Source organism: Niallia sp. Kr1 (assembly GCF_050389805.1).
Taxonomy (GTDB): Bacteria; Bacillota; Bacilli; order Bacillales; family Cytobacillaceae; genus Bacillus_BD.
Window position 1 is genome coordinate 74,438 of the sequence record NZ_CP130945.1, and the last position, 25,563, is coordinate 100,000.

A 25,563-nucleotide genomic window follows, 5' to 3' on the forward strand; every position below is an offset into this window, starting at 1 on the left:
GGTTATTTAAAAAGTTTAAAACGTATTATGGATCATTTTAGGAGATCAGCATGATTTTTATCAAGTAATGGTCATTCTCGATGAGGAATGGGACGGTGATTAGGTTTTGCGTTCTGGCGTCGTAATGTGCCATTTGTGAAAATCTGTAAACCCTTAACCGCTCCGCCACAAATGAAAACCCTAATTACTTCACAAATATGCTATAATACCTTGGAATTCATACTTGGAAGGGGATGGGAAATGGAACTGACGGGACAGTCGAAAACTTTATTCAAAGGAACGTTAATTCTAACCGTTGCAGCCTTACTCACCAAAATTTTAAGTGCCATTTACCGAGTTCCATTCCAAAACATTGTGGGGGATGTTGGTTTTTATATTTATCAACAAGTTTACCCGTTCTATGGTATTGCCATTGCCTTATCGACATATGGGTTTCCAGTGGTGATTTCCAAGCTATATGCTGAGGAAATTGAAAAAGGGAAAGAAGGGAATCCTAGACAATTAGTAGGAACTTCGATTATATTCTTATACAGTTTTGGATTTATAGGCTCAGCCCTTTTATACGGATTGTCTAATTCATTAGCTCAGTCTATGCAAGATCCCCAATTAGCTCCGTTGTTGAGGCTTGTTTCGATTGTTTTCTTAATTATGCCTGCTATTTCCCTATTTCGAGGCGTATTTCAAGGATATGGGGATATGATGCCAACAGCTGTTTCGCAAGTCAGTGAACAGCTTATTAGGGTCGTTACAATTCTTGCAACAGCCTTCATCTTAGTCAATCAACACGCCTCGTTGTATACGGTTGGCGCGGGCGCTGTATTTGGCTCGATTACAGGTGGTATAACGTCTGTGATCATTTTGTTCACTTTTGCATACAAATTACGGAGAAAGGTACCGCTTGTCGGTAGAATTCAATTTCAACAAACCCGAAACATACTCAAGCGATTGATTACACAAGGACTGCCTATCTGTATCAGCAGTATGCTACTAGTGTTGATCCAATTAGCAGATTCATTAAACTTATACTCATTATTGATCGATTCAGGAATACATACTACCTATGCTAAAGAGTTAAAAGGAGTCTATGACCGTGGTCAGCCTCTCATTCAATTGGGTACTGTCGTGGCGACATCGATGTCCTTGTCACTTGTACCGTTGATTACGAAAGAAAAGATGCATAAGAATGTAGACGTGTTACGGGAAAAAATTCAATTAGCGTTAAAAACAAGTATACTTGTTGGTGTTGGGGCGACAATGGGATTATACAGCATTATTAAGCCTACAAATACGATGCTTTTTGAGGATAATGCAGGGTCGCAAGTTTTGGCGATGCTAACGGTGGTTATCCTACTGGCATCCATTATTATGACTGCGACAGCGGTTTTACAAGGGTTAGGCCATACTTACTTTCCAGCCATGATGGTCCTTGTAGCATTTCTATTGAAGTATGGCTTGAATGCCATTCTAGTACCTGCTTTCGGGACATTTGGTGCCTCAATCGCATCTGTGCTTTCCTTATTAAGTATTTTAGTCTTGTTTATCGTTAAATTACATAAAATAATGGGAAAGCCTATGCTTGATATGCGATTTTATGTAATGAATGTCCTTTCTGCCTTTGCAATGGTAGTCGTCTTAAAGCTATATCTAATATCCAGTGATTTTATTTATGATTTCGGCTATTCAGAGCGGCTGATGTCTAGTATCCAAGCGATAACAGCTTTAATAGTCGGAGGTTTGGTTTATATTGCCTTGATGATTAAAACCCAATTACTAACCGAAAAGGACCTATATTTATTGCCTTTTGGTAGTAAGTTAATGTTTTTCTTACCTAAGAAAAGTAGGAGAGGAAGAGTGGATGAAAAAAATTAAAATTGTTGGACTTGGTGCGGGAGATTTAAACCAACTTCCATTAGGCGTTTATAAAACGCTAAAGAGCGGATTACCTGTATACTTAAGAACAAAGGAACACCCTGTTGTGTCACAATTAGAGAAGGAAGGCTTTACCTATCAATCGTTCGATGGAATTTATGAGAGTCTGCCCCAGTTTGAGATGGTTTATCAAAAAATATGTGAAACCTTGTTTTCTGTTCATGAGGACGAATTGATCTATGGGGTACCTGGACATCCGCTCGTAGCAGAAAGAACCGTTCAATTATTATTCGAAATGGCTGAAGAACGAGGGGTTACCATTGAAGTGATTGGTGGTCAGAGCTTTTTGGACGATATGTTCCGCGCTTTACGTATTGATCCCATTGAAGGCTTTCAACTTCTCGATGCAACCGACTTAAAACAAGATGAGATTAGATTAAGACAACATATTTTAGTAGGTCAAGTCTACGATTCCTTTGTGGCTTCCAATGTGAAATTGACATTTATGGAAAAGCTCCCGTATGATTATGAAATTTATCTTGTAACAGCAGCAGGCAGTAAGGAAGAAAAAATCAAAAAGATCCAACTTGTTGATCTCGATCGGGAAGCGGAGGTAAACAATTTAACAACTGTTTATATTCCACCTGTAAAAGAGGAAATGATTCTTTATAAAGACTTTTATAAATTAAAAGAGATCATTGCGGAATTAAGAGGTCCGAATGGGTGTCCATGGGATTTAAAGCAAACCCATGAGTCACTGAAAAAGTACTTAATTGAAGAAGCGTATGAAGTGATTGAAGCAATTCAAGAAGAGGATATTGACCATTTAGTTGAAGAACTTGGGGACGTCTTATTACAAATTCTCTTGCATGCACAAATCGGACAAGATGATGGTTATTTCTCGATTGAAGATGTGATTGAAGGTCTTTCTGCTAAGATGGTACGGCGTCATCCCCATGTCTTTGGTGACGCAGTCGCAAATACAGCAGAGGACGTCGTGAAAAACTGGGATGAGATTAAACAAGAGGAAAAAGGGGTTAAACGGGAATCGATTTTAGATGGCGTAGGAAAATCTCTTCCAAACCTAATTCGTGCCTTTGAACTTCAAAGAAAGGCTGCAAAGGTAGGGTTTGATTGGCAAGATGTTAGTGGGGCTTGGGGAAAATTAACAGAAGAAATTCAAGAGTTTAAAGAGGAAATTTCTCATGATCCATCTAGTGAGAATGCGATAAAAGAATTAGGAGATATTTTATTTGCGTTTGTTAATATTGCTCGTTTTTATGACATCAATCCAGACGAAGCATTATTCATGACGAACAAAAAATTCACCAATCGTTTCCACTTCGTAGAACAAAAAGTAATGAAGAGCGGAAAGTCTTTCAAAGACTTTACATTAGAGGAGCTTGACTCCTATTGGGATGAGGCAAAGAGGCTAGGTTATTAGGAAGGACGTGAAGGAATGAGATTAGATAAATTTTTAAAAGTATCAAGATTAATTAAACGGAGAACGGTGGCAAAGGAAGTTTCAGACCAAGGAAGAATTCTCGTAAATGGAAATGAAGCCAAAGCAAGCACAACCATTAAAGTCGGGGATGAATTAATAATTCGGTTTGGACAAAAAGTGGTTACAGTCAAAGTAGAAAAACTCCAAGAAACAACTAAAAAGGATGAAGCTCAAGAGATGTACTCCATTGTAAAGGAAGAACGTGTACCAGCAGAGTCATAGGGTAGCGAACTCATTTCTTGTTCTATTTTTCCGTGTCCCTCATAAACTTTTACAAAGGGTTGTACAATGTGATTGTGAGGGATGAATACATGAGTCAATATTATGAAAGTAATTCTACGAAGGGTACTGTTCAAGAACACGATGTCGTGATGAGGGGTAGACGACTTTTAGAAATTACTGGGGTCAAACAAGTCGAAAGTTTTGATAATGAAGAATTCCTTTTAGAAACCGTTATGGGATTTCTGGCCATTAAAGGTGAAAATCTGACGATGAAAAATCTTGATGTGGACAAGGGTGTTGTCTCCATTAAAGGAAAGATATTTGACCTGGTTTATATTGATGACCATAGCGGAGAAAAGGCTAAAGGTTTCTTTAGCAAGTTATTTCGATGACACTTAGTACTCAATTTTTGACCATGTTGGTAATGATCGGCATGGGAACCTTTTTTGGTGCAGCCTTGGATACCTATAATCGTTTTTTACAAAGGAGTAAAAGGAAAAACTGGCTAACCTTTATGAACGATATATTATTCTGGGTCTTTCAGGGGCTGCTCATTTTTTTTGTGTTATTCCATGTAAACCAGGGTGAATGGAGATTTTATATATCCTAGCTTTATTGTGTGGTTTTGCCGCTTATCAGAGTCTGTTCAAGAGACTGTATTTAAAGATACTAGAGAAACTAATCACTTTTGCTATATCTTCATATAAATTTACCGTAAGACTTTTCTTAGCATTAATTTATAGACCGATCCAATCACTTATTACGATGCTTATATCTATTATTGTTATGGTTGGTAATGGGGTTTATAAGTTATTGAAATGGATTTTATGGGTGATTTGGCGGCTTATACGACAAGTTCTAAAGATTATCATGTGGTTTTTGTTGCTTTTTTGGAAACTATCCCCAAAACCTCTTAAAAAATCCGTCGAGAAGTTATATAATAAATTGGCAGGATTTTTACAATCAATCAAGAACTCTATTAATAAGATCATTTCTAGATGGAGAAAGAAAAAAGAGTAGGGAGGGTTGTAGGGGTGAGTGAGAACAAGGACCAAAATATTGCAAAACTTCAAACAGACTTCGCTTTACAGCATGAAGAGAGTAAAATTAGTGTGGCAAGGAGAAAAAAGTTTTTATATAGACGTTTAACCGTATTTTTTATTCTTGCTGCCATCATAACCTATATTATGGTTTCCACACTCATTTCACAACACTCGACATTAGCTGAAAAAAAGGCTGAAAGAGAAAGAGTCCAACAAGAGCTTTCCTCTTTAAAGAAAGAAGAGGTTCTTTTAAAAGAGGAAATTGTTAAATTAAATGATGATGATTATATTGCTAAGCTAGCGAGGAAAGAATATTTCCTATCGGATGAAGATGAAATTATTTTTACCCTTCCAAATGAAAAGGAAGAGGATGAAGAGAAGGAAGAAAAAGAAAAAAAGGAAAAACCTACAAATTAGGCGCTGTATTGCACTATTTCTTTTCATTCTGTATAATATAGTATAGGTATTATTCTGCATATTTTTAAGGAGGAAGCACTTTTTTATGTCAATCGAAGTAGGCAGCAAGTTACAAGGAAAGGTAACCGGTATTACTAATTTTGGAGCATTTGTGGAGCTGCCAGAAGGCTCAACCGGACTCGTTCACATTAGTGAAGTCGCAGACAATTATGTTAAGGATATTAATGATCACTTAAAGGTTGGCGATGTTGTTGAAGTCAAGGTCATTAATGTAGAAAAAGACGGGAAAATCGGTCTATCTATTAAAAAGGCAAAAGATCGCCCAGAAAGACCAGAAAGATCTGATCGACCTGAAAGATCTTTTAGAAACGACAGAGGCGATCGCGGTGATTCAAGAGGAGGCCATTCAGGTCGTCCACGCCATGGTTCGGGAAGATCAAACGATAACAACCGTGCTCCAAAGGAAAATTTCGAATCGAAAATGGCACGCTTTTTGAAAGATAGCGAAGACCGATTATCTTCTCTGAAGCGTCATACTGAATCGAAGCGTGGAGGAAGAGGCGCAAGAAGAGGGTAACTTGTTGCTGATTTAATCATATAAGCAGGATTTATCCAGGTATTCCCACTAAAGGCAAGCTCTAAAGAAGAGCTTGCCTTATTTTTTTAAGGTGACAGGAATCTTTCATACACTGGGAGATGCCTGTCACCCTTTTTAATATTAAGAAAGCATAAGTTTTTGAAGTTAGATTGGTGTCTAGCGCAAGCAGCCATCCCCCTCGAGGTCACAAGCTTGTCTAGTGTCGGCTTCTAGGGACTAGGGTCAAAAGTCAAGTAATTCTGAAGGCAAAGAACGCTTCTAGAATTAATCGTCTAGACCTGAGTTCCTGGGCAGTCGTCTATACTTTTCTGTCAATCCGTCAAGAAGATTAAAGAACAATCTTCATGCTTGCTTGTCTTGTGCTTGACCGTACCGGCATAAGTCCAACTACTCCTACTCTCCGACTTACAGCATGCCAGTCGGAGAGTTTTCTTTATCGGGGGTGAGTAAGGCGCTTGCGCTTTTCTTACTCACTTTATGTTTATATTTCTACAATAAGCTTGCATTTTTCCGCTTTTACTAGAAATGAGTCGAACGAAACTGAAGGGCTTGTCTGCCATTTTGACAAATTTTTGAAGTGGACAACTATATAATGATTAAAAATACCAGTATAAGGAGTGTAGCTATAGTGGAAAAGGTGGAACGGAACTTCATTGAACCAATCAGGGAAGTTGATTTTATAAAACCATTTAAAATAGAGAATCCCTTTAAAAACTTCCAGGCGAAGATGGAAAACTTTTTTCTAAAAAAGGGCTATATCCTGCTTTTTTTATCCTTTTTACTTGGACGATCCCTTATTCTTGCACAATTAACGCCATTTAGTGTGCCGTTTTTTGCGGCAGTCTATTTAATTAGAAGGGATAAAGCACCACTTGTCCTAGTTGGGTTGATTGCGGGGGCAGCAACTCTATCGATTCAAGCTGCCATATCCACATTTGTCGTCACAATCCTTTTCTTATTATTATATCGAGGGACGAAGAGGTGGCTAACAAATGAGGTAAGGATGATTCCCTACTATGTATTAGTTGTATTATTATTGGGAGGTTTAGCAGAAGGATATTTGTTCTCAGATTCATTTACGATGTATGAGTTGATGATGGCTGGCGTCGAATCAAGTTTAGGCTTTATATTAACCCTCATTTTCATACAAAGTCTACCACTTTTAACCATCTCAAAACGAAGACAATCCTTTAAAACGGAAGAAATTGTTTGTTTAATTATTTTATTAGCGTCTGTCATGACGGGCACAATTGGCTGGACCGTGTATGACTTATCAATTGACCATATATTTTCTCGTTATCTTGTCATTCTATTTGCCTTTGTAGCGGGGGCAACGGTAGGATCAACAGTTGGGGTTGTTACAGGCCTTATTTTTAGTTTATCTACGGTTGCTAGTTTTACTCATATGAGTTTATTAGCTTTTGCGGGATTGCTAGGAGGTCTTTTAAAAGAGGGGAAAAAGATAGGTGTGTCCATTGGACTCTATATTGCCACATTGTTAATGGCCATGTATGGAGATGGAACAGCGATATTAGTTAATACTTTGTTAGAAACAACTATAGCAGTATTGCTGTTATTAATTACTCCGAAAGGCATTACATCGAAATTAGCCAAGTATATTCCAGGGACGATAGAATATTCCCAAGAACAACAGCAATATATGCGGAACATGCGCGATATAACGGCTCAAAGGGTGGAACAATTTTCAAATGTCTTTGAGGCATTGTCGCATAGTTTCTCTAATCAAAATGAACCAAATGATTGGGGAGATGATGAAAGAGAGTTAGATTACTTCCTGAGTAATGTGACCGAAAGAACTTGTCAACTCTGTCATCGTAAGGAGCAATGCTGGACAAGAAACTTTAATACAACCTATGACTATATGAAAGAAATTATGCTAGAAATGGAGCAAAAAGAAGGAAATATTTCACAGGTATTATTTAGAGAATGGGATACCCATTGTGTTAAACCGAAAAAAGTAATCGAAACAATGGGGCAGGAATTAACATTCTATCAAGCTAATCAGAGATTGAAAAAGCAGGTCCGGGAATCAAGACGCCTTGTTGCCGATCAATTACTAGGAGTTTCAGAGGTAATGGGTAATTTCGCGAATGAGATTCAAAAGGAACGAGAGAATCACTACCGACAAGAAGAACAAATTCATGAGGCACTACAGGAGTTTGGGATTGAAATAGAAAATATTGAGATTTACAGTCTTGAACAAGGAAATATAGATATCGATATGACCATTCCTAATTATGAAGGACACGGTGAGTGTGAAAAACTAATTGCACCCATGTTATCTGATATTTTAGGAGAAACTATTTTAGTTAGCTCAGAAGAATACTCGGAATATCCAAACGGGTTTTATCATGTTACCTTCCGATCTGCAAAAGCCTATACAGTTGAAACAGGAGTGGCTCATGCAGCAAAGGACGGAGGCTTTATTTCAGGTGACAGCTATTCAATGAATGAAATTGGTTGCGGAAAATATGCTGTTGCGATTAGTGATGGAATGGGAAATGGTGAAAGGGCACATGTTGAAAGTCAGGAAACGCTACAACTTTTACAAAAAATCTTACAGTCAGGAATTGATGAAAAGGTTGCAATTAAGTCTGTGAATTCAGTGTTATCCCTTCGAACGACAGATGAAATCTTTTCAACGTTAGATTTGGCAATGATCGACTTACAAAATGCATCGGCAAAATTCCTGAAGATTTGCTCTATTCCTAGCTTTGTAAAAAGAGGAGATAAGGTTATCAAGATTCACGCAAGTAATCTACCTATGGGAATTATTGATGATTTTGAGGTGGATGTTGTTAGTGAACAATTAAAGGCTGGCGATTTATTGATTATGATGAGTGATGGAGTGTTTGAGGGTCCGAAACATGTAGAAAACTATGATTTATGGATGAAGCGAAAAATTAAAGAGCTTAAAACCAATGATCCGCAAGAAATTGCTGACTTAATCATGGAGGAAGTTATTCGCTCAAGATCTGGCTTTATCGAAGATGATATGACAGTTGTCGTAGCCCAAATCAAACACAATATTCCAAAATGGACTTCTATTCCAGTACCACAGTTTAGACAAAAGGCAAATTAATGTATAAATCCCCTCTTAATGGTCGAAAATGGTAACATTTCAGATTTGGAGGGGAACTCAATGAAGACTGGAACGTTAAAGCAAATCTTGTTAATAACTGATGGGTGTTCGAATCAAGGAGAAGATCCTGTTGCAGCGGCTGCTCTTGCAAAAGAGATGGGCATTACGGTGAATGTCATTGGGGTTATGGAACACGATGTAATCGATGAGCAAGGTGTTAAAGAGATTGAAGGAATTGCGATGGCTGGTGGTGGAGTTAGCCAAGTGGTATATGCCCAAAAATTATCGCAAACCGTTCAAATGGTTACAAGAAAAGCAATGACACAAACCCTTCAAGGTGTTGTAAACAAAGAATTACAACAAATCCTCGGCAAATCACAGACCATTGAAGATCTCCCACCAGAAAAAAGAGGCGAAGTAATGGAAGTCGTCGATGAACTTGGCGAAACCGTTGAAGTAGAAGTTCTCATTCTGGTAGACACAAGTGCAAGTATGAAAGAGAAACTTCCAACCGTTAAAGAAGCGCTACTGGATTTATCTCTAAGTTTAAATGCTAGAAGCGGTGAAAATCGTTTTTCTGTCTTTGTATTTCCTGGGAAAAAGAGTGAAGTTGAAAAATTATTAGATTGGACTCCAAGGCTAGAATCATTAACAGGAATTTTTTCTAAATTAACAACAGGTGGAATTACACCAACAGGTCCAGCGATTAATGAAGCGATTAGTTATTTCAAGAAAAAACGTTCATTAAGGAGCTTGCTATCTCGTGATGATGAATTCTTCGAAGAATCCGTTTAATGTAATACCGGGGACTGTCATCCAGGGGAAATGGCATAAAAATCGATACACCATTTTAAAAGAATTAGGATTTGGAGCAAATGGGATTGTCTTTCTTGCAAGGAATAACCATGGGCATGTTGCTTTAAAAATGAGCGATAATGGGATGTCCGTTACATCCGAGGTAAATGTGCTCAAATCCTTTGCAAAGGTCCAAGGATCAGCCCTTGGACCTTCTTTATTGGATGTAGATGATTGGCAGGTAAATGGCAGTCAAATTTCCTTTTATGTGATGGAATATATTGAGGGACCTGACTTTTTAGACTTTATTAGTCAAAAGGGACACTCTTGGTTACCTGTCCTTATGTTGCAATTACTAGCAGATTTGGAGAAGCTTCATCAAAATGGGTGGGTCTTTGGCGACTTGAAGCCAGAAAATTTAATTGTTACAGGTCCCACTCCACGAATTCGATGTATTGATGTTGGGGGTACGACACTCCAAGGAAGAGCTATTAAGGAATTCACTGAATTTTATGACAGAGGGTATTGGGGACTTGGTTCAAGGAAAGCTGAGCCCAGTTATGATTTATTTGCTGTTGCTATGGTTATGATTAACACAGCCTATCCAAAACGATTTAATAAAACTCAAGGTGGTTTGGTTCAATTACAAAAGCAAATCGAGCAAAGTAAGCTATTAAGTAAATTTGAGCCGGTTATTTTAAAAGCCTTACAAGGTCATTATCAAAGTGCTGGGGAAATGAGGCAGGAATTTCTGCAGCACATTCACCATGGAACCGCCCAATCAAGGACGAAGACAGGTTCAAGACAAACAAGACATACAGGAAAAAGGAGTAACGTACAAGCCGCAACAAATAATCATGTAAGGGGTAGTCAGGTAAGGCATGGGCAAAGGAAAAGGAAAGGGCGCTCGATGGAAACCGTATTAATTCTTGTAATTGTCATGTTATTTTATGCCTTTTATATTTTTGGAGAGTTAATATAGATGAAGGTTTATGGTGGTTCTTAAATTTCCTTAAAAGATATTAAGAAAAATCACCATTAATCTTTTGTTTTTTGATAAGAAACTGTTATCCTTATTAACAGGGAATAAAATATTGTTAATTTGATTTTAAGGAAGAAGAATAAAATGGAAGTCAAGGTTGACCAGTTTTTAAAACAAAAAGGGTTTGCATTTTCAGGAAAGAGGATTCTTGTTGGGGTTTCAGGTGGACCAGATTCCCTAGCGCTGTTAAACTATCTTTTGAAAAAACAACAGGATTTTTTCTTATTCGTAGGTCATGTAGATCATATGTTTAGAGGAGAGGAGTCTTTTCAAGATGCAAAATTTGTAGAGGAATTTTGTCAAAAAAATAAGATTCCATTTACAATGAAAAGAATGAATGTCCCTAAATATATGAAGGAGACTGGAAAAAGTGCAGAAGTAGCAGCAAGGGAATGTCGATATCAATTTTTTGCCGAGGTTATGAAGGAATATGAGTTAACTCATTTAGTTTTAGCCCATCATGGTGATGATCAAATAGAAACGGTTCTTATGAGATTAACGAGAGGAAGTTCTGGTGCTGCGAGAGCAGGGATCCCATTCACTAGACCTTTCCACAATGGAACGATCATCAGACCGTTTTTATGTCTTAGTCGTGATGAAATAGAACAGTATTGTAAAGAGCATAACTTAAAACCTCGTTATGACCCTAGTAATGATAGAGACATTTATCTTCGTAATCGGTTCAGAAAATATGTATTACCATTTTTAAAAAAGGAAAACGCTAATGTTCATGAGCATTTCAGGCGTTTTAGCGAGGACTTGCAGCAAGACGAGGAATATCTTCAGGAATTAACAAAGGAAAAAATGAATACAGTATGGAAAGAGAAGAAACCTAATAGGGTAACGATTGATATTGACGAATTTCAGAGAATGCCACTGTCTTTACAAAGAAGAGGGATTCAACTAATATTAAACTACCTTTATCTAGAAAAGCCACAAGCGCTATCCGCTGTACATATTGATTCCATTTTTACGCTGATTGATAGTACGAATCCCTCTGGGAAATTGGACTTCCCCTTAGGACTAAAGGTTATTCGTTCCTACCGATTATGCCACTTTCAATATTCGTTAGATCCCTGTACAAGTTACCGTTTTGAATTTACAGAGCCTGGAGAGTGTGTATTACCAAATGGCAACTGTATCTCAATTCAATGTATGAAAACACCTGTTAAAACAAATTCTAACAGCATCCTATTGATGAGAAGGGATGTTGATTTCCCTATTATCATTAGAACAAAAGAACAGGGAGATCGAATGAGTTTAAAAGGGATGAAAGGGACGAAAAAGCTTAAGGGAATTTTTATAGACCATAAAGTTCCGATCCTTGATAGAGAAAGCTGGCCTGTAATAACAGATCGCAACAATCGCATTCTTTGGCTACCAGGTTTAAAAAAATACCATGATGCAGACGTTTTTAGTGATGAAGAGGAGTATCTATTGCTGACTTATCATAAAAGGTCAAATGGTAATAGCCCCAGTGAATAAAGAATGTATAATTGACAAGGTTATTCTTTTAACAAGTACATATAATAGCAGTGATGATTTAGGGGGTTTTACGTAAGATGATAAATGATATTGAAAAGATATTAATTTCAGAAGAGGAAATTCAGCAAAAGGTAGCACAGCTAGGAGAGCAACTGTCACATGATTATAAAGATCGTTTTCCACTTGCTATCGGTATTTTAAAGGGTGCAACCCTTTTTATGGGTGATCTTTTAAAAAGAATGGACACATACCTTGAAATGGATTTTATGGATGTTTCAAGTTATGGAAGATCAACCGTTTCATCTGGTGAAGTAAAGATTATTAAAGACTTGGATACAAAGGTTGAAGGTCGTGATATTCTCATCATAGAAGATATCATTGATAGCGGTTTAACCTTAAGTTATTTAGTTGAATTATTTCATTATCGAAAAGCAAAGTCCGTTAAAATCGTTACATTATTAGATAAACCTACCGGACGCAAGGCTGATATTAAAGCAGATTATGTTGGCTTTGAGGTTCCAGATGCATTTGTTGTAGGTTATGGTCTAGATTATGCTGAGCGGTATCGTAATCTACCATATATTGGAGTGTTAAAACCTAAAATATACAGCAGTACAGAAGAATAATGGCATTTTTATCTTATATATATTAAAAAAGTGTTTTACAGTCTATTGAAGTGCAAATTCTTGTAATAATTCGATTTTCTATGGTACTATACAGTATAGTTTGTTGACCGTGGGAGGAGGTAAGGGATGAATCGGATCTTCCGTAATACCATCTTTTATTTATTAATCTTTTTAGTCATCATTGGAGTTGTAAGTTTCTTTAATGGCGGAAATCAGCCAAATGAAACTTTATCTTACAATGAATTTATTGAAAAACTGGAAAATGGTGAGGTAACAAGCCTGACCACACAACCTGAACGCGGTGTGTTAGAGGTTCGTGGAGTGCTTGAAGGATATGAAGAAGGTAGGCAGTTTATTACCTATGTTTCCAATACAGACAGCGAGAATGAACGAATCAATGGATTAGCTGGCAATATAAAGGTTGAAAAATTACCTGCAAAAGAAACAAGTGTATGGGTAACAATCTTTACATCCTTTATTCCATTTGTCATTCTTATAATTTTCTTCTTCTTTATCATGAACCAAGCTCAAGGCGGCGGTAGTCGTGTAATGAACTTTGGTAAAAGTAAGGCAAAACTTTACAGCGAAGATAAGAAAAAGGTCCGCTTTAAAGATGTTGCAGGGGCGGATGAAGAGAAACAAGAACTTGTTGAAGTTGTTGACTTCTTGAAGGACCCTCGGAAATTCGTTGAACTTGGGGCTAGAATCCCTAAGGGCGTATTACTAGTGGGACCTCCAGGTACCGGTAAAACATTATTAGCTAGGGCAACTGCAGGAGAAGCTGGCGTTCCTTTCTTCTCAATAAGTGGTTCGGACTTTGTTGAAATGTTTGTTGGTGTCGGTGCATCTCGTGTACGTGATTTATTTGAAACAGCTAAGAAGAATGCGCCATGTATCATTTTCATAGATGAAATCGATGCTGTTGGTCGCCAACGTGGTGCAGGCCTTGGTGGCGGACATGATGAGCGTGAACAGACATTAAACCAATTGCTTGTTGAAATGGACGGGTTTGGTGGCAATGAAGGAATCATTATTATTGCTGCGACAAACCGTGCTGACATTCTAGACCCAGCTCTTTTACGTCCTGGTCGTTTTGACCGTCAAATTACAGTAGACCGTCCAGATGTAAAAGGTCGTGAAGCGGTATTAAAAGTACATGCTCGTAACAAACCACTCGCAGATGATGTAAATTTAAAAGCAATTGCTCAACGTACACCAGGCTTTTCTGGTGCAGACCTTGAAAATTTACTAAACGAAGCGGCCCTTGTTGCAGCACGTGCAGACAAAAAGAAAATTGATATGACCGATATTGATGAAGCAACAGACCGTGTCATTGCAGGGCCAGCCAAAAAGAGCCGTGTGATCTCGAAAAAAGAAAGAAATATTGTAGCCTTCCATGAAGCAGGACATGTTGTGATTGGATTAATGCTCGATGATGCAGAAATTGTTCAAAAAGTTACGATTGTCCCTCGTGGGCAAGCTGGTGGATATGCCGTTATGCTACCTAAAGAGGATCGTTACTTCATGACAAAGCCTGAACTTCTTGATAAGATTACAGGACTTCTTGGTGGGCGTGTATCAGAGGATATTGTATTTGGTGAAGTAAGTACAGGAGCTCATAATGACTTCCAACGTGCTACAGGTATTGCGCGACGAATGGTAACAGAATTCGGTATGAGTGATAAATTAGGACCGCTTCAATTTGGTCAATCACAAGGTCAAGTATTCTTAGGTCGCGATTTCCATAATGAGCAAAACTATTCAGATGCGATTGCCTATGAAATTGATCTTGAAATTCAACGAATCATTAAAGAATGTTACGAAAAGGCTCGTAAGATTCTTACAGAGAACCGTGATAAGTTGGACGTTATCGCGAAGACATTATTAGAAGTAGAAACGTTAGATGCAGAACAAATTAGACACTTAGCAGATCATGGGACACTTCCGGATCGTGGTAACAAAGATGTGATAAATGCTTCTAATGATAATATGAAAGTAAATATTACAAAAAAAGATGAGGATCAAGCAATAGACAATCCATCTTCATCAGAATCAAAGGAAGAAAAGGACGAAGATCAGAATAATGATCGTTCGTAAGAGAAAAGCGCTCATGTTTGAGCGCTTTTTCTGTGTGTCTAGCTCCAGCGACTACCCCCTATTTTCGTTACATGCTTGCCCTGTTCTTGATCGTACCGGTATAAGTGTAACTACTCCTGGTCACCGCCGTATGGCTTGAGTTTACTTTATCGGGGGGCGCTAAGGAAATGCTTCCTTGAATATTCTTCACAGGAACAAAAGGTCTTTTATTCCAAAGACGCTCCCCTTTTCTGTGCCCTAAATTATACAATTCAGTGTTCTTTATGATATGATGTTTGCAGTATTTGAATCAATCTAGAAAATGTGGTGAATAGTATGATTTTTGTATTTGATGTTGGAAACACCAATACAGTTCTAGGCGTTTATGAGGAAGATGAATTACAGTATCATTGGAGAATTGAAACAAATCGAAGCAAAACAGCAGATGAATATGCTATGACGATTAAAAGTTTATTTGAACATGAAAATCTTCTTTTTTCAGATATTAGCGGAATTATCATTTCTTCAGTTGTTCCTCCAATCATGACCGCTTTAGAAAGTATGTGTGAGAAATATTTTCACATAAATCCATTAATTGTTGGACCAGGAGTGAAGACTGGATTAAATATAAAATATGACAACCCTCGTGAGGTAGGTGCAGACCGAATCGTTAATGCTGTTGCCGCTATTCATGAATATGGCAGTCCTCTTATCATTGTCGACTTTGGTACAGCTACAACATACTGTTATATCAATGAGCATAAACAGTACATGGGCGGTGCTATTGCCCCGGGAGTGGGTATTTCTACTGAGGCATTATATACTCGTGCAGCGAAACTTCCCAGAATTGAGATCGCTCGACCTGAAAATGGTGTCATTGGGAAAAATACCGTTTCAGCGATGCAGTCAGGAATATTTTACGGATATGTAGGACAAGTTGAAGGGGTTGTCAAAAGAATGACAGAAGAGTGTGATCAGACACCGACTGTTATTGCGACAGGCGGATTGGCAAGCTTAATTGCAGAAGAATCCAGTGTCATTAATATTGTAGATCCTTTTCTAACTTTAAAGGGCTTACAACTTATTTATAAAAGGAATATGGAAACCCTAAAAAATAAATAAGTCTTTTTATTTTTGAACTACGTTAAGAAGGAAAGGGCTTTGAAGTTGGACTGATGTCTAGCTCCAGTGCCAGTTTTTATTTGAAAGGAGTTATTTGATGGGAGATTACTTAGTAAAAGCACTTGCCTATAATGGACAGGTACGTGCATATGCGGTCCGAAGCACAGATACGGTAGGAGAAGCGCAACGTCGCCATTATACATGGCCGACTGCTTCTGCTGCCCTAGGGAGAGCGATGACTGCTACGGTTATGATGGGTGCCATGCTAACAGATGATAACAAACTGACAGTCAAAATAGAAGGTGGCGGACCTATTGGTCATATTTTAGTGGATAGTAATGCAAAAGGAGAGGTTCGTGGGTATGTTTCTAATCCACAAACTCATTTCGATTTAAATGCGCATGGGAAATTAGATGTCCGTAGAGCAGTTGGAACTGATGGAACTTTATCCGTAGTAAAGGATATTGGATTGCGTGACTATTTTACAGGGCAAGTTCCCATTATTTCAGGAGAATTAGGTGAGGACTTTACCTATTATTTCTCTACTTCAGAGCAGACACCTTCAGCAGTTGGTGTAGGGGTACTCGTTAATCCTGATAATTCTATATTAGCAGCTGGTGGTTTTATCATTCAATTAATGCCAGGTACTGAGGATGAAACCATTTCAAAAATTGAAAAACGACTTAGCGAAATTCCACCAATTTCAAAGCAAATTGAAAAGGGTTTGTCTCCTGAAGATATTCTACTTGAGGTGTTAGGTAAGGAAGAAATTAAATTTCTTGAGAAGATGCCTGTTTCCTTTACATGCACTTGTTCTAAAGAGCGGTTTGGTAATGCGATTATCGGTCTAGGTAAAAAGGAAATCCAGGCGATGATTGATGAAGATGGCCAAGCAGAAGCTCACTGTCATTTTTGTAATGAAAAGTATTTATATTCTATTGAAGAGTTAGTAGCGTTTAAAGACGAATCAAAGTAGTATTGAAATATGAACATTTTCCCAATTATTTGATTGACAATTCATAAAAATACTGCTAAATTTGAATTAAACCAATATAAATACTCGGAATAGAAAGGGTGCTTTTTCGCATGGCAAAAGTATACAATTCAATTACAGAAGTAATTGGGGAAACTCCTGTTGTTAAGTTAAATCATATTGTGGATACTGATAGTGCAGACGTTTATTTGAAATTAGAATATATGAACCCTGGAAGCAGTGTAAAGGATCGTATTGCATTAGCAATGATCGAAGCTGCAGAACAAAGCGGAAAATTAAAAGCAGGCGATACGATTGTTGAGCCAACTAGTGGAAACACTGGAATTGGTCTAGCTTGGGTTGCTGCTGCAAAAGGATATAAAGCTATCTTAGTAATGCCAGATACAATGAGTTTAGAGCGTCGTAACCTTTTACGTGCCTATGGAGCACAACTTGTTTTAACTCCTGGAGCAGAAGGAATGAAAGGTGCAATTGCGAAAGCGAATGAACTTGCTGAACAGCATGGATATTTTATGCCACAACAATTCGAAAACCCTGCAAATCCTGAGATCCATCGTCAAACGACAGGTAAAGAACTAGTCGAACAATTTCCTGATGGTTTAGATGCATTTATCTCAGGTGTTGGTACAGGCGGAACGGTTACAGGTGCTGGTGAAGTTTTAAAAGAAAAGTTCCCTGGAATTAAAGTTTATGCTGTTGAACCAGCTGATTCGCCAGTTTTATCTGGTGGTAAGCCAGGAGGTCACAAAATTCAAGGAATTGGTGCGGGTTTTGTACCAAAAGTAATTAATACAGAAGTTTATGAAGAAGTAATTAAAGTAACCAACGACGAGGCATTTGAAGCTAGCCGTCGCGTAGGTCAAGAAGAAGGAATTTTAGGTGGTATTTCTGCAGGTGCTGCTGTTCACGCTGCCCTACAAGTTGCAAAACAACTTGGTAAAGGTAAAAAGGTTTTGGCGATTATCCCTGATAACGGTGAACGTTACCTAAGTACAGCATTATTCCAATTCGAAAACTAATTCATTACAAGGCTCTCTATTACAGAGAGTCTTTTTTTATGTGCGTGCCCAGCAAGCCGTTAATTGCTAGTTGGTGAAAGTCCAACCTGAGTAAGTACCAAGACGCTCAGTAGCTGACAGGCAACTGGTGAAGAAATTCTAAGGTTGAAGCCCTGTGACAAAGTAACTCCCTAGCGGAGTGCGAGCAAACTAACAGGTTGTAACATAAAGTGAATCCTGCCGTCTCGTCAAAAGAACCTACCTACGGTAGCCAAAGAGAAGTCGAGCCTTGGGATAATGGGCGAAGACCATGGAAGGTGTGAAGATCTTGGAATAGCAGCACCGATGAATCTCTCGGGGTATGGGGAGCGACATGTTAGTAAAGTAGTTAGCGGAACTGGGGATACCCTCCTTGTCACTTTCTAACGAAAGTAAAGCAGAAACCTATAAGTGCAAACGAAGTGGTGGATGGATGAGAGGGAGTCGGAGGGGGTCATAGTACCATTAATGACAATGACAACACAACATTGTCTAGGGAAGGACGGCGCAAGCCATTACCCTACTTCGTTCATATGTCAGAAGGAGGTAAGAGTCAGTGAATGTCAGGAAAATGACTAACTACACCAATAAAGTAAAAGCTCAAGAACTCTGGAAGACGTTATATCTTTGTGCCAAGGAATGTCCAACTCGAAGATTTCACGCTTTATATGACAAAATCTATCGTCCTGATATTCTATGGGAGGCATGGCAACGTGTGAAGCGAAAGAAAGGAAGTGGAGGTGTCGATGGACAGACGATTGAACAAATCGTCTTGGAGTACGGGGAAAAGAAATTTATGAACGAGCTCTATTTGGAACTAAAGGAGAAGCGTTATCACCCTAGTCCAGTCCTAAGAACCTATATTCCAAAGGATGATGGAAAGAAACGTCCATTAGGAATTCCAACTATTAAAGATCGGGTCGTACAGATGGCAACGAAAATGGTTATTGAACCAATATTCGAGGCTGACTTTCATGACTGTTCGTTTGGTTTTCGTCCAAAGCGAAATGCCCATCAAGCGATGGCAAAGATAAGAAAAGCCAGTAAGAAATGTTTTTGGGTAGTAGACGTCGATATCCAAGGATATTTCGATAATATTAATCAATACAAGTTGATGAAAATATTAGAACAAAGGATTAGTGATCGACGGGTTTTAAAGCTTGTTCGAAAATGGCTAGAGTCAGGCATAATGGAGGAAGGCAAAATAAGAAATCCAATTACTGGTACACCGCAAGGTGGTGTAATTTCACCTCTTTTAGCTAATATCTACCTAAATACAATGGATATGCTTTGGGAGAAGAAGTTCAAAGACTTGGGTGAACTCATAAGGTATGCGGATGACTTCGTCATTATGTGTAAAACCAAACAACAAGCACTTGAAAGTATAAAGGTCATCCAATCAATAATGAGGAAACTTGACCTTACTATTAATAGAAATAAATCGAGACTAGTTAATCTGTGGAATGACATAGATGGTTTCGATTTTCTAGGATTTCATAATCGGAAGTTTCCAATCAGACGAAAAGGTGGAAACACGTTATATGTCATGTCACATATACCTAAGAGGAATGCGATGAAGAAAATGCGTTCTAAGATTAAAGCCTATACAGAACCAAGGAATAAATTATACTTGGATATCAGAGAGTTAGTAAAAGGGCTAAATAGGAAACTGCAAGGTTTCAAGAATTACTATCTTATCTCGGCTCACGCAAAGAAATGGCTAAATAGAATCGACTGGTATGTATTAGAACGACTTACCTTATTTCATAACAAAAAGAGAAATAATCGTAAGAAACATGGAAATTTAAAGGATGTAAGAAAAGAAGTGAAACATATATTAGTGAAAATTAGCTAGTTAGACGCTGTAAAGCCAAGGAAAGAAGAACGTCGGAAAGCCGTATGAAGGAAAACTTCACGTACGGTTTGATGAGGAGGAGCTGAAAGTAAAAGAGATAGCAAAAGCTATCCCTTTGAAATCAGTTTCTTACTCTACAATTCCATAATATAACCAATTGTTTTTTTAAACCTATTTATATTATCATAATAAGAATAAAGATAATGACTAAATTTGTAGAAATTTGGAGGAGCTCATATTGTCAGAACAAATAATTCGATGCGGGTCTTATACACTTGATTATGGACGAAAGTCATTAATTATGGGAATTTTGAATGTAACCCCTGACTCTTTTTCAGATGGGGGTAAATATAATGGAATCGATCAAGCAATTAAACATGCGTTAGAGATGGTTGAAAATGGGGCAGACTTGATTGATATTGGTGGAGAATCTACTCGCCCAGGCTACACACCTATTTCTGTAGATGAAGAGCTTAGCCGTGTAATTCCAGTTATTGAAGCTGTTTCAAATGCCGTTAGCGTACCTTTATCCATTGATACCTTTAAGGCAGAAACAGCTAGGGAATCGATAAAGGCTGGTGCGCATATTATCAATGATATTTGGGGAGCTAAGGCAGACGCCGATATGGGAAAGGTAGCTGCAGAGTTACAAGTACCGATTATTCTTCAACATAATCGTGATAATCAGGAATATCAGTCTTTCTTCAGGGATTGTGTGAATGACATTTTTGAAAGTATTTCCATTGTAAAAAAAGCAGGTGTCCAAGATGAACAAATCATCTTAGACCCAGGGATCGGATTTGCAAAGGATGCGTATGACATAGAAATGATGAGGAGTTTAGATAAATTTGTAGGTCTTGGCTATCCGGTTTTACTTGGACCATCACGTAAAAGAATGATTGGTAATGTACTAAATCTTCCGGTAAATGAACGGATGGAGGGAACAGGGGCTGCTGTTTGCTATGGTATACAAAAAGGATGTCACATCTTCCGAGTTCATGATGTGAAACAAATAAGTAGAATGGCAAAAATGATGGATGCTTTCATGGGAAAGGGAGATCAGGTTGGATAAAATTTATGTCAATGGGATGGAGTTCTATGGTTATCATGGAGTACTCCCGGAGGAGACGGTGCTTGGGCAACGATTTTTAGTTGACCTAGTTATTGAAGCGGATTTAAAACGAGCAGGAGTTTCAGATGACTTACATGACTCTATAAGCTATGTAGACCTCTTTCAAGTATGTCAAGAAGTAGTTGAGGGAAAACCTTATAAGTTAATTGAAGCTGTTGCTGAAAAAATTGCAGAGCAGACGTTGACGCAACTGGAAAAGGTTAATTCTGTTACGGTTAAAATCATTAAGCCAAATCCACCTATTAAAGGGCACTACCATTCTGTTGCGGTAGAAATCGTAAGGAGACGTCATTAATATGAACCAGGCATATATATCACTCGGCTCAAATATAGGTGATCGATTGTCTCATTTAAAAAGGGCTCTAGAACTGCTACAAGCTTTATACCCTATTGAGTTGGTAAATAGTTCTTCTGTTTTTGAAACAAACCCTGTTGGTTATACCAATCAAGATTTATTTTTAAATATGGTAGTCAAGATTAAGACAGAATTAACACCATTTGGGCTATTAGATGCATGCTTAGAGATAGAGAAAAAACTTGGTAGGAAAAGAGAAATCCATTGGGGACCCCGGACAATAGATCTTGACATTTTGTTATTTAACGAAGAGAATATTATCACTGAGAGACTTGTCATCCCTCATCCCCGTATGTTCGAAAGGTCATTTGTTATCATACCATTACTAGAGATAAGTCCCGCATTGAAATTATCAACAATGACAAAATCATTGAGAGAAGTTGCAGATGAGTTACCGGATAAAGAGGGTGTTCGAATATGGAAAGGGAAAAATGGGGAAGACGTATTCGCGCTTTCCGGAAATTAAAAGGGTATACACAGGAAAGTTTTGCGAAACATTTAGGTATTTCTGTGTCCGTTTTAGGTGAAATTGAAAGAGGAAACAGGATGCCGCAACTGGAGCTAATAGAAAAAATGTCGGCATTGCTTCAAATAAGTATTGAAGAATTAAAGCCAGAAGATATATAGTACGAACAAACAAAGGGAGGTGCGTTTCTTGTGTTAAAAATAGGCGATGTCGAAATGAAAAATCCAGTCGTTTTAGCGCCTATGGCGGGTGTGTGTAATGCGGCATTTCGCTTAACCGTTAAAGAGTTTGGCGCAGGCTTGGTATGTGCTGAAATGGTAAGTGATAAAGGGATTCTATATAAGAATGAAAAAACTTTAAACATGTTATATATAGATGATCGGGAAAAACCATTAAGTTTACAAATCTTTGGTGGGGAAAAAGAAACATTAGTCGAAGCGGCTAAATTTGTAGATGAAAACACTAATGCTGATATTATTGATATCAATATGGGTTGCCCGGTACCGAAGATTACAAAGGTGGATGCTGGGGCAAAATGGCTATTAGATCCTAATAAAATCTATGAAATGGTAGCAGCTGTTGTCGACGCTGTGGATAAACCAGTAACAGTCAAAATGAGAATGGGCTGGGATGAAGACCATATCTATGCGGTTGAAAATGCCCGAGCTGTTGAACGAGCAGGAGGAAAAGCCGTTGCCCTCCATGGACGTACTCGTGTTCAAATGTACGAAGGAACTTCGAATTGGGACATCATCCGAGAGGTAAAACACGCTGTAAATATTCCGATTATCGGCAATGGTGATGTTCAAACACCACAGGACGCGAAAAGAATGCTTGATGAAACAGGCTGTGACGGGGTGATGATAGGGCGTGCAGCGTTAGGAAATCCGTGGATGATTTATCGTACTGTAAAATATTTAGAAACAGGCGAGTTAATGGGCGAACCTTCTGCACGTGAAAAAATTGATGTATGTATGCTTCACCTTGATCGTCTTATTGGATTAAAAAATGAAAAAATTGCCGTTAGAGAGATGCGCAAACATGCTGCTTGGTATTTAAAAGGGATTAATGGCGGTGGACGTATTCGAAATGCAGTAAATGAGTGCGATACGAGGGAAGAGTTGGCTTCTTTATTATATGGATTAGTGGATAATATTGACGAAGGAAATCAAACAAGAGTAGGTTAATATGATCCTTTTAGAAACTGCCAAGGTATTCCTTGAGCAGTTTTTCTCTTTTTTATCCGGGTTTTAATAAAAATCAGCGTAAAAAGCTTACTTTCACGGTGAATTTCTAGATTTAAACTTTTATGATTGCTTTACTTTGTGTAAAATGATAAAGTATGCAAATTGAACTGAATGATTTATTTAGCTTACATATAAAGAATTTTATATAGGAGATGAAAAGAATGAGTCATGAAGAAATAAATGACCAAGTACAAGTAAGGAGGGAAAAGTTAAACGAATTACGTGAAAAAGGGCTTGATCCTTTTGGTAAAAGATTTGAACGCTCTCATCTAGCAGAAGAAATTCTAAAAAAGTATGCAGATTTAGAAAAAGAAGATCTAGATAATCAAAATATACAAGTTACCATTGCTGGTCGTGTCATGACGAAGCGTGGAAAAGGTAAAGCAGGATTTGCGCATATTCAAGATTTAAGTGGACAAATCCAAATTTATGTTCGTCAAGACGCAGTAGGTCCAGAGCAATATGAAATATTCAATATTGCAGACTTAGGAGATATCGTTGGAATTACAGGTCAAGTGTTTAAAACAAAGGTTGGAGAACTATCGATTAAGGCTTCAAACTTTGAAATCTTAACAAAGGCACTACGTCCATTACCAGATAAATTTCATGGTTTAAAAGATGTTGAACAAAGATATCGTCAACGATATTTAGATTTAATCACGAGTGAACAAAGTAAACAGACCTTTATTACAAGAAGCCAAATTATCCGTTCGATTCGTAATTATCTCGACAATCATGGATATTTAGAAGTAGAAACGCCAATGATGCATGCCATTGCAGGAGGAGCAGCGGCACGTCCATTCGTTACTCATCATAATGCACTTGATATGACATTGTATATGCGAATTGCAATCGAACTTCATTTAAAACGTTTGATTGTAGGTGGACTTGAAAAGGTGTATGAAATTGGAAGAGTATTCCGTAATGAAGGTGTATCAACAAGACATAATCCTGAGTTTACAATGATTGAACTTTATGAAGCGTATGCGGATTATCAAGACATTATGTCATTAACTGAAAATCTAATTGCCCATGTAGCGCAAGAGGTATTAGGAACAACAACCATCCAATACGGCGATTATGAAGTTGACTTAAAACCTCAGTGGAAAAGACTACACATGGTCGATGCGATTAAAGAATATACAGGAGTAGACTTCTGGCCAGTAACGACTACCGAAGAAGCGATGAGATTAGCGAAAGAGAATGGAATTGAAATTAAAGACACGATGGAATATGGTCATATTGTTAATGAATTCTTTGAACAAAGAGTAGAAGAAAAATTAATTCAGCCTACATTTATCTATGGTCATCCAGTTGAGATTTCACCTCTTGCAAAGAAAAATCCAGAAGATCCTCGCTTTACTGATCGTTTTGAACTATTTATTGTAGCTCGTGAGCATGCAAATGCATTCACAGAATTAAATGATCCAATTGATCAACGTGAGCGTTTCGAAGCTCAATTAAAAGAGCGAGAACAAGGAAATGACGAAGCTCACGAAATGGATGAGGATTTCGTTGAATCTTTAGAATATGGGATGCCTCCAACGGGTGGCCTAGGAATCGGTATTGATCGATTAGTCATGTTACTAACTAATTCACCATCTATCCGAGATGTATTGTTATTTCCATTGATGCGTCATAAGTAGAAAAACTAAATCGACCTCTTTTCTATTGAATATCTTTAAAAGAATTTCGTAGAAAAGAGGTTTTTAAAAAAATAAAACTTAGTCTTGCATTAAAAATGTTATAGTGATATATTATTAAACGTCGCTGTTAAGCAAACAAGCCTTTCTGTTTTTAATAAAAGAAATTGCGGAAAAAAGTTTTTAAAAAAACAGTTGACGTCAATCGAAAGATTTGATAATATAATTAAGTCGTCAACAAGGCGATGCAAAATAATTGCTCTTTGAAAACTAAACAAACAAAAACGTCAACGTTAATTCTAGTTACTATATGTAACAAAACTAGTTGCTTAATTGCAACAAACTTTATGAGCTTTATCAAACACTTTATTGGAGAGTTTGATCCTGGCTCAGGACGAACGCTGGCGGCGTGCCTAATACATGCAAGTCGAGCGAATCTGAGGGAGCTTGCTCCCAAAGATTAGCGGCGGACGGGTGAGTAACACGTGGGCAACCTGCCTGTAAGACTGGGATAACTTCGGGAAACCGGAGCTAATACCGGATAATTCTTATCAACTCATGTTGGTAAGCTAAAAGACGGCGTAAGCTGTCACTTACAGATGGGCCCGCGGCGCATTAGCTAGTTGGTGAGGTAACGGCTCACCAAGGCAACGATGCGTAGCCGACCTGAGAGGGTGATCGGCCACACTGGGACTGAGACACGGCCCAGACTCCTACGGGAGGCAGCAGTAGGGAATCTTCCGCAATGGACGAAAGTCTGACGGAGCAACGCCGCGTGAGTGATGAAGGTTTTCGGATCGTAAAACTCTGTTGTTAGGGAAGAACAAGTACGAGAGTAACTGCTCGTACCTTGACGGTACCTAACCAGAAAGCCACGGCTAACTACGTGCCAGCAGCCGCGGTAATACGTAGGTGGCAAGCGTTGTCCGGAA

22 protein-coding genes, 1 rRNA gene and 1 pseudogene (1 of these 24 running past the window's edge) are annotated in these 25,563 nt (G+C 38.2%); all 24 read left to right on the forward strand.

Annotated elements, in window-relative coordinates; all coding sequences use genetic code 11:
* The first annotated feature begins 240 nt into the window (after positions 1-240).
* Positions 241-1,869 carry a putative polysaccharide biosynthesis protein gene (locus tag Q5760_RS00330; RefSeq protein WP_428910338.1) on the forward strand — a complete coding sequence of 543 codons (1,629 nt, stop codon included), beginning with the start codon at positions 241-243 and terminating at the stop codon, positions 1,867-1,869.
* A complete protein-coding gene (mazG, locus tag Q5760_RS00335; protein ID WP_428910339.1) occupies positions 1,856-3,313 on the forward strand; it encodes a nucleoside triphosphate pyrophosphohydrolase in 1,458 nt (485 codons plus the stop codon). Before Q5760_RS00330 ends, mazG begins: the two co-directional genes overlap by 14 nt.
* A 15-nt stretch (positions 3,314-3,328) precedes the next feature.
* A complete protein-coding gene (locus Q5760_RS00340) occupies positions 3,329-3,595 on the forward strand; it encodes an RNA-binding S4 domain-containing protein (protein WP_428910340.1) in 267 nt (88 codons plus the stop codon).
* Positions 3,596-3,684: 89 nt separating this feature from the next.
* On the forward strand, positions 3,685-3,987 hold the full coding sequence (gene yabP / locus Q5760_RS00345; protein WP_428910341.1) for a sporulation protein YabP: 303 nt from the start codon (positions 3,685-3,687) through the stop codon (positions 3,985-3,987).
* Positions 3,984-4,615 (forward strand): annotated as a pseudogene (gene yabQ, locus Q5760_RS00350) (spore cortex biosynthesis protein YabQ). Before yabP ends, yabQ begins: the two are co-directional and overlap by 4 nt.
* Positions 4,616-4,629: 14 nt before the next feature.
* A complete protein-coding gene (locus Q5760_RS00355; protein WP_428910342.1) occupies positions 4,630-5,055 on the forward strand; it encodes an FtsB family cell division protein in 426 nt (141 codons plus the stop codon).
* Positions 5,056-5,140: 85 nt separating this feature from the next.
* Positions 5,141-5,632 carry a S1 domain-containing RNA-binding protein gene (locus Q5760_RS00360; protein WP_428910343.1) on the forward strand — a complete coding sequence of 164 codons (492 nt, stop codon included), beginning with the start codon at positions 5,141-5,143 and terminating at the stop codon, positions 5,630-5,632.
* 649 nt (positions 5,633-6,281) lie between these two features.
* Positions 6,282-8,756, forward strand: coding sequence for a stage II sporulation protein E (spoIIE, locus tag Q5760_RS00365; protein ID WP_428910344.1), 2,475 nt, complete (start codon positions 6,282-6,284; stop codon positions 8,754-8,756).
* Positions 8,757-8,816: 60 nt separating this feature from the next.
* Positions 8,817-9,551, forward strand: a complete 735-nt coding sequence (locus Q5760_RS00370) for a VWA domain-containing protein (RefSeq protein ID WP_428910345.1) — start codon at positions 8,817-8,819, stop codon at positions 9,549-9,551.
* Complete coding sequence (locus tag Q5760_RS00375) at positions 9,520-10,533, forward strand: serine/threonine protein kinase (RefSeq protein ID WP_428910346.1); 1,014 nt, start codon at positions 9,520-9,522, stop codon at positions 10,531-10,533. Before Q5760_RS00370 ends, Q5760_RS00375 begins: the two co-directional genes overlap by 32 nt.
* Before the next feature lie 144 nt (positions 10,534-10,677).
* Positions 10,678-12,078, forward strand: coding sequence for a tRNA lysidine(34) synthetase TilS (tilS, locus tag Q5760_RS00380; protein WP_428910347.1), 1,401 nt, complete (start codon positions 10,678-10,680; stop codon positions 12,076-12,078).
* A gap of 77 nt (positions 12,079-12,155) precedes the next feature.
* Positions 12,156-12,704: a hypoxanthine phosphoribosyltransferase gene (gene hpt, locus Q5760_RS00385; protein ID WP_428910348.1), complete on the forward strand. Its 549-nt coding sequence runs from the start codon at positions 12,156-12,158 to the stop codon at positions 12,702-12,704.
* Between the two features lie 126 nt (positions 12,705-12,830).
* The gene (gene ftsH / locus Q5760_RS00390) at positions 12,831-14,801 is read left to right on the forward strand and encodes an ATP-dependent zinc metalloprotease FtsH (RefSeq protein ID WP_428910349.1); all 1,971 of its coding nucleotides are present in this window, start codon (positions 12,831-12,833) and stop codon (positions 14,799-14,801) included.
* Between the two features lie 315 nt (positions 14,802-15,116).
* A complete protein-coding gene (locus Q5760_RS00395) occupies positions 15,117-15,902 on the forward strand; it encodes a type III pantothenate kinase (protein ID WP_428910350.1) in 786 nt (261 codons plus the stop codon).
* 97 nt (positions 15,903-15,999) lie between these two features.
* Positions 16,000-16,878, forward strand: coding sequence for an Hsp33 family molecular chaperone HslO (hslO, locus tag Q5760_RS00400; protein ID WP_428910351.1), 879 nt, complete (start codon positions 16,000-16,002; stop codon positions 16,876-16,878).
* Between the two features lie 110 nt (positions 16,879-16,988).
* The gene (gene cysK, locus Q5760_RS00405; protein WP_428910352.1) at positions 16,989-17,915 is read left to right on the forward strand and encodes a cysteine synthase A; all 927 of its coding nucleotides are present in this window, start codon (positions 16,989-16,991) and stop codon (positions 17,913-17,915) included.
* A 574-nt stretch (positions 17,916-18,489) separates the two neighbouring features.
* Entirely contained in the window at positions 18,490-19,788 is a 1,299-nt protein-coding gene (ltrA, locus tag Q5760_RS00410; RefSeq protein ID WP_428908596.1) for a group II intron reverse transcriptase/maturase, read from the forward strand.
* Positions 19,789-20,089: 301 nt separating this feature from the next.
* On the forward strand, positions 20,090-20,860 hold the full coding sequence (gene folP / locus Q5760_RS00415; protein WP_428912464.1) for a dihydropteroate synthase: 771 nt from the start codon (positions 20,090-20,092) through the stop codon (positions 20,858-20,860).
* Complete coding sequence (folB, locus tag Q5760_RS00420) at positions 20,853-21,215, forward strand: dihydroneopterin aldolase (protein WP_428910353.1); 363 nt, start codon at positions 20,853-20,855, stop codon at positions 21,213-21,215. Before folP ends, folB begins: the two co-directional genes overlap by 8 nt.
* Before the next feature lies 1 nt (position 21,216).
* Positions 21,217-21,741, forward strand: coding sequence for a 2-amino-4-hydroxy-6-hydroxymethyldihydropteridine diphosphokinase (folK, locus tag Q5760_RS00425; RefSeq protein ID WP_428910354.1), 525 nt, complete (start codon positions 21,217-21,219; stop codon positions 21,739-21,741).
* Positions 21,693-21,902 (forward strand): helix-turn-helix domain-containing protein, encoded by a 210-nt coding sequence (locus Q5760_RS00430; RefSeq protein WP_428910355.1) that lies wholly within the window; start codon positions 21,693-21,695, stop codon positions 21,900-21,902. Before folK ends, Q5760_RS00430 begins: the two co-directional genes overlap by 49 nt.
* A 30-nt stretch (positions 21,903-21,932) precedes the next feature.
* Positions 21,933-22,928, forward strand: coding sequence for a tRNA dihydrouridine synthase DusB (dusB, locus tag Q5760_RS00435; RefSeq protein ID WP_428910356.1), 996 nt, complete (start codon positions 21,933-21,935; stop codon positions 22,926-22,928).
* Between the two features lie 221 nt (positions 22,929-23,149).
* The gene (gene lysS, locus Q5760_RS00440) at positions 23,150-24,634 is read left to right on the forward strand and encodes a lysine--tRNA ligase (protein ID WP_428910357.1); all 1,485 of its coding nucleotides are present in this window, start codon (positions 23,150-23,152) and stop codon (positions 24,632-24,634) included.
* A 363-nt stretch (positions 24,635-24,997) separates the two neighbouring features.
* Positions 24,998-25,563: ribosomal RNA gene (locus Q5760_RS00445) — 16S ribosomal RNA — on the forward strand (it continues 984 nt past the right edge of the window).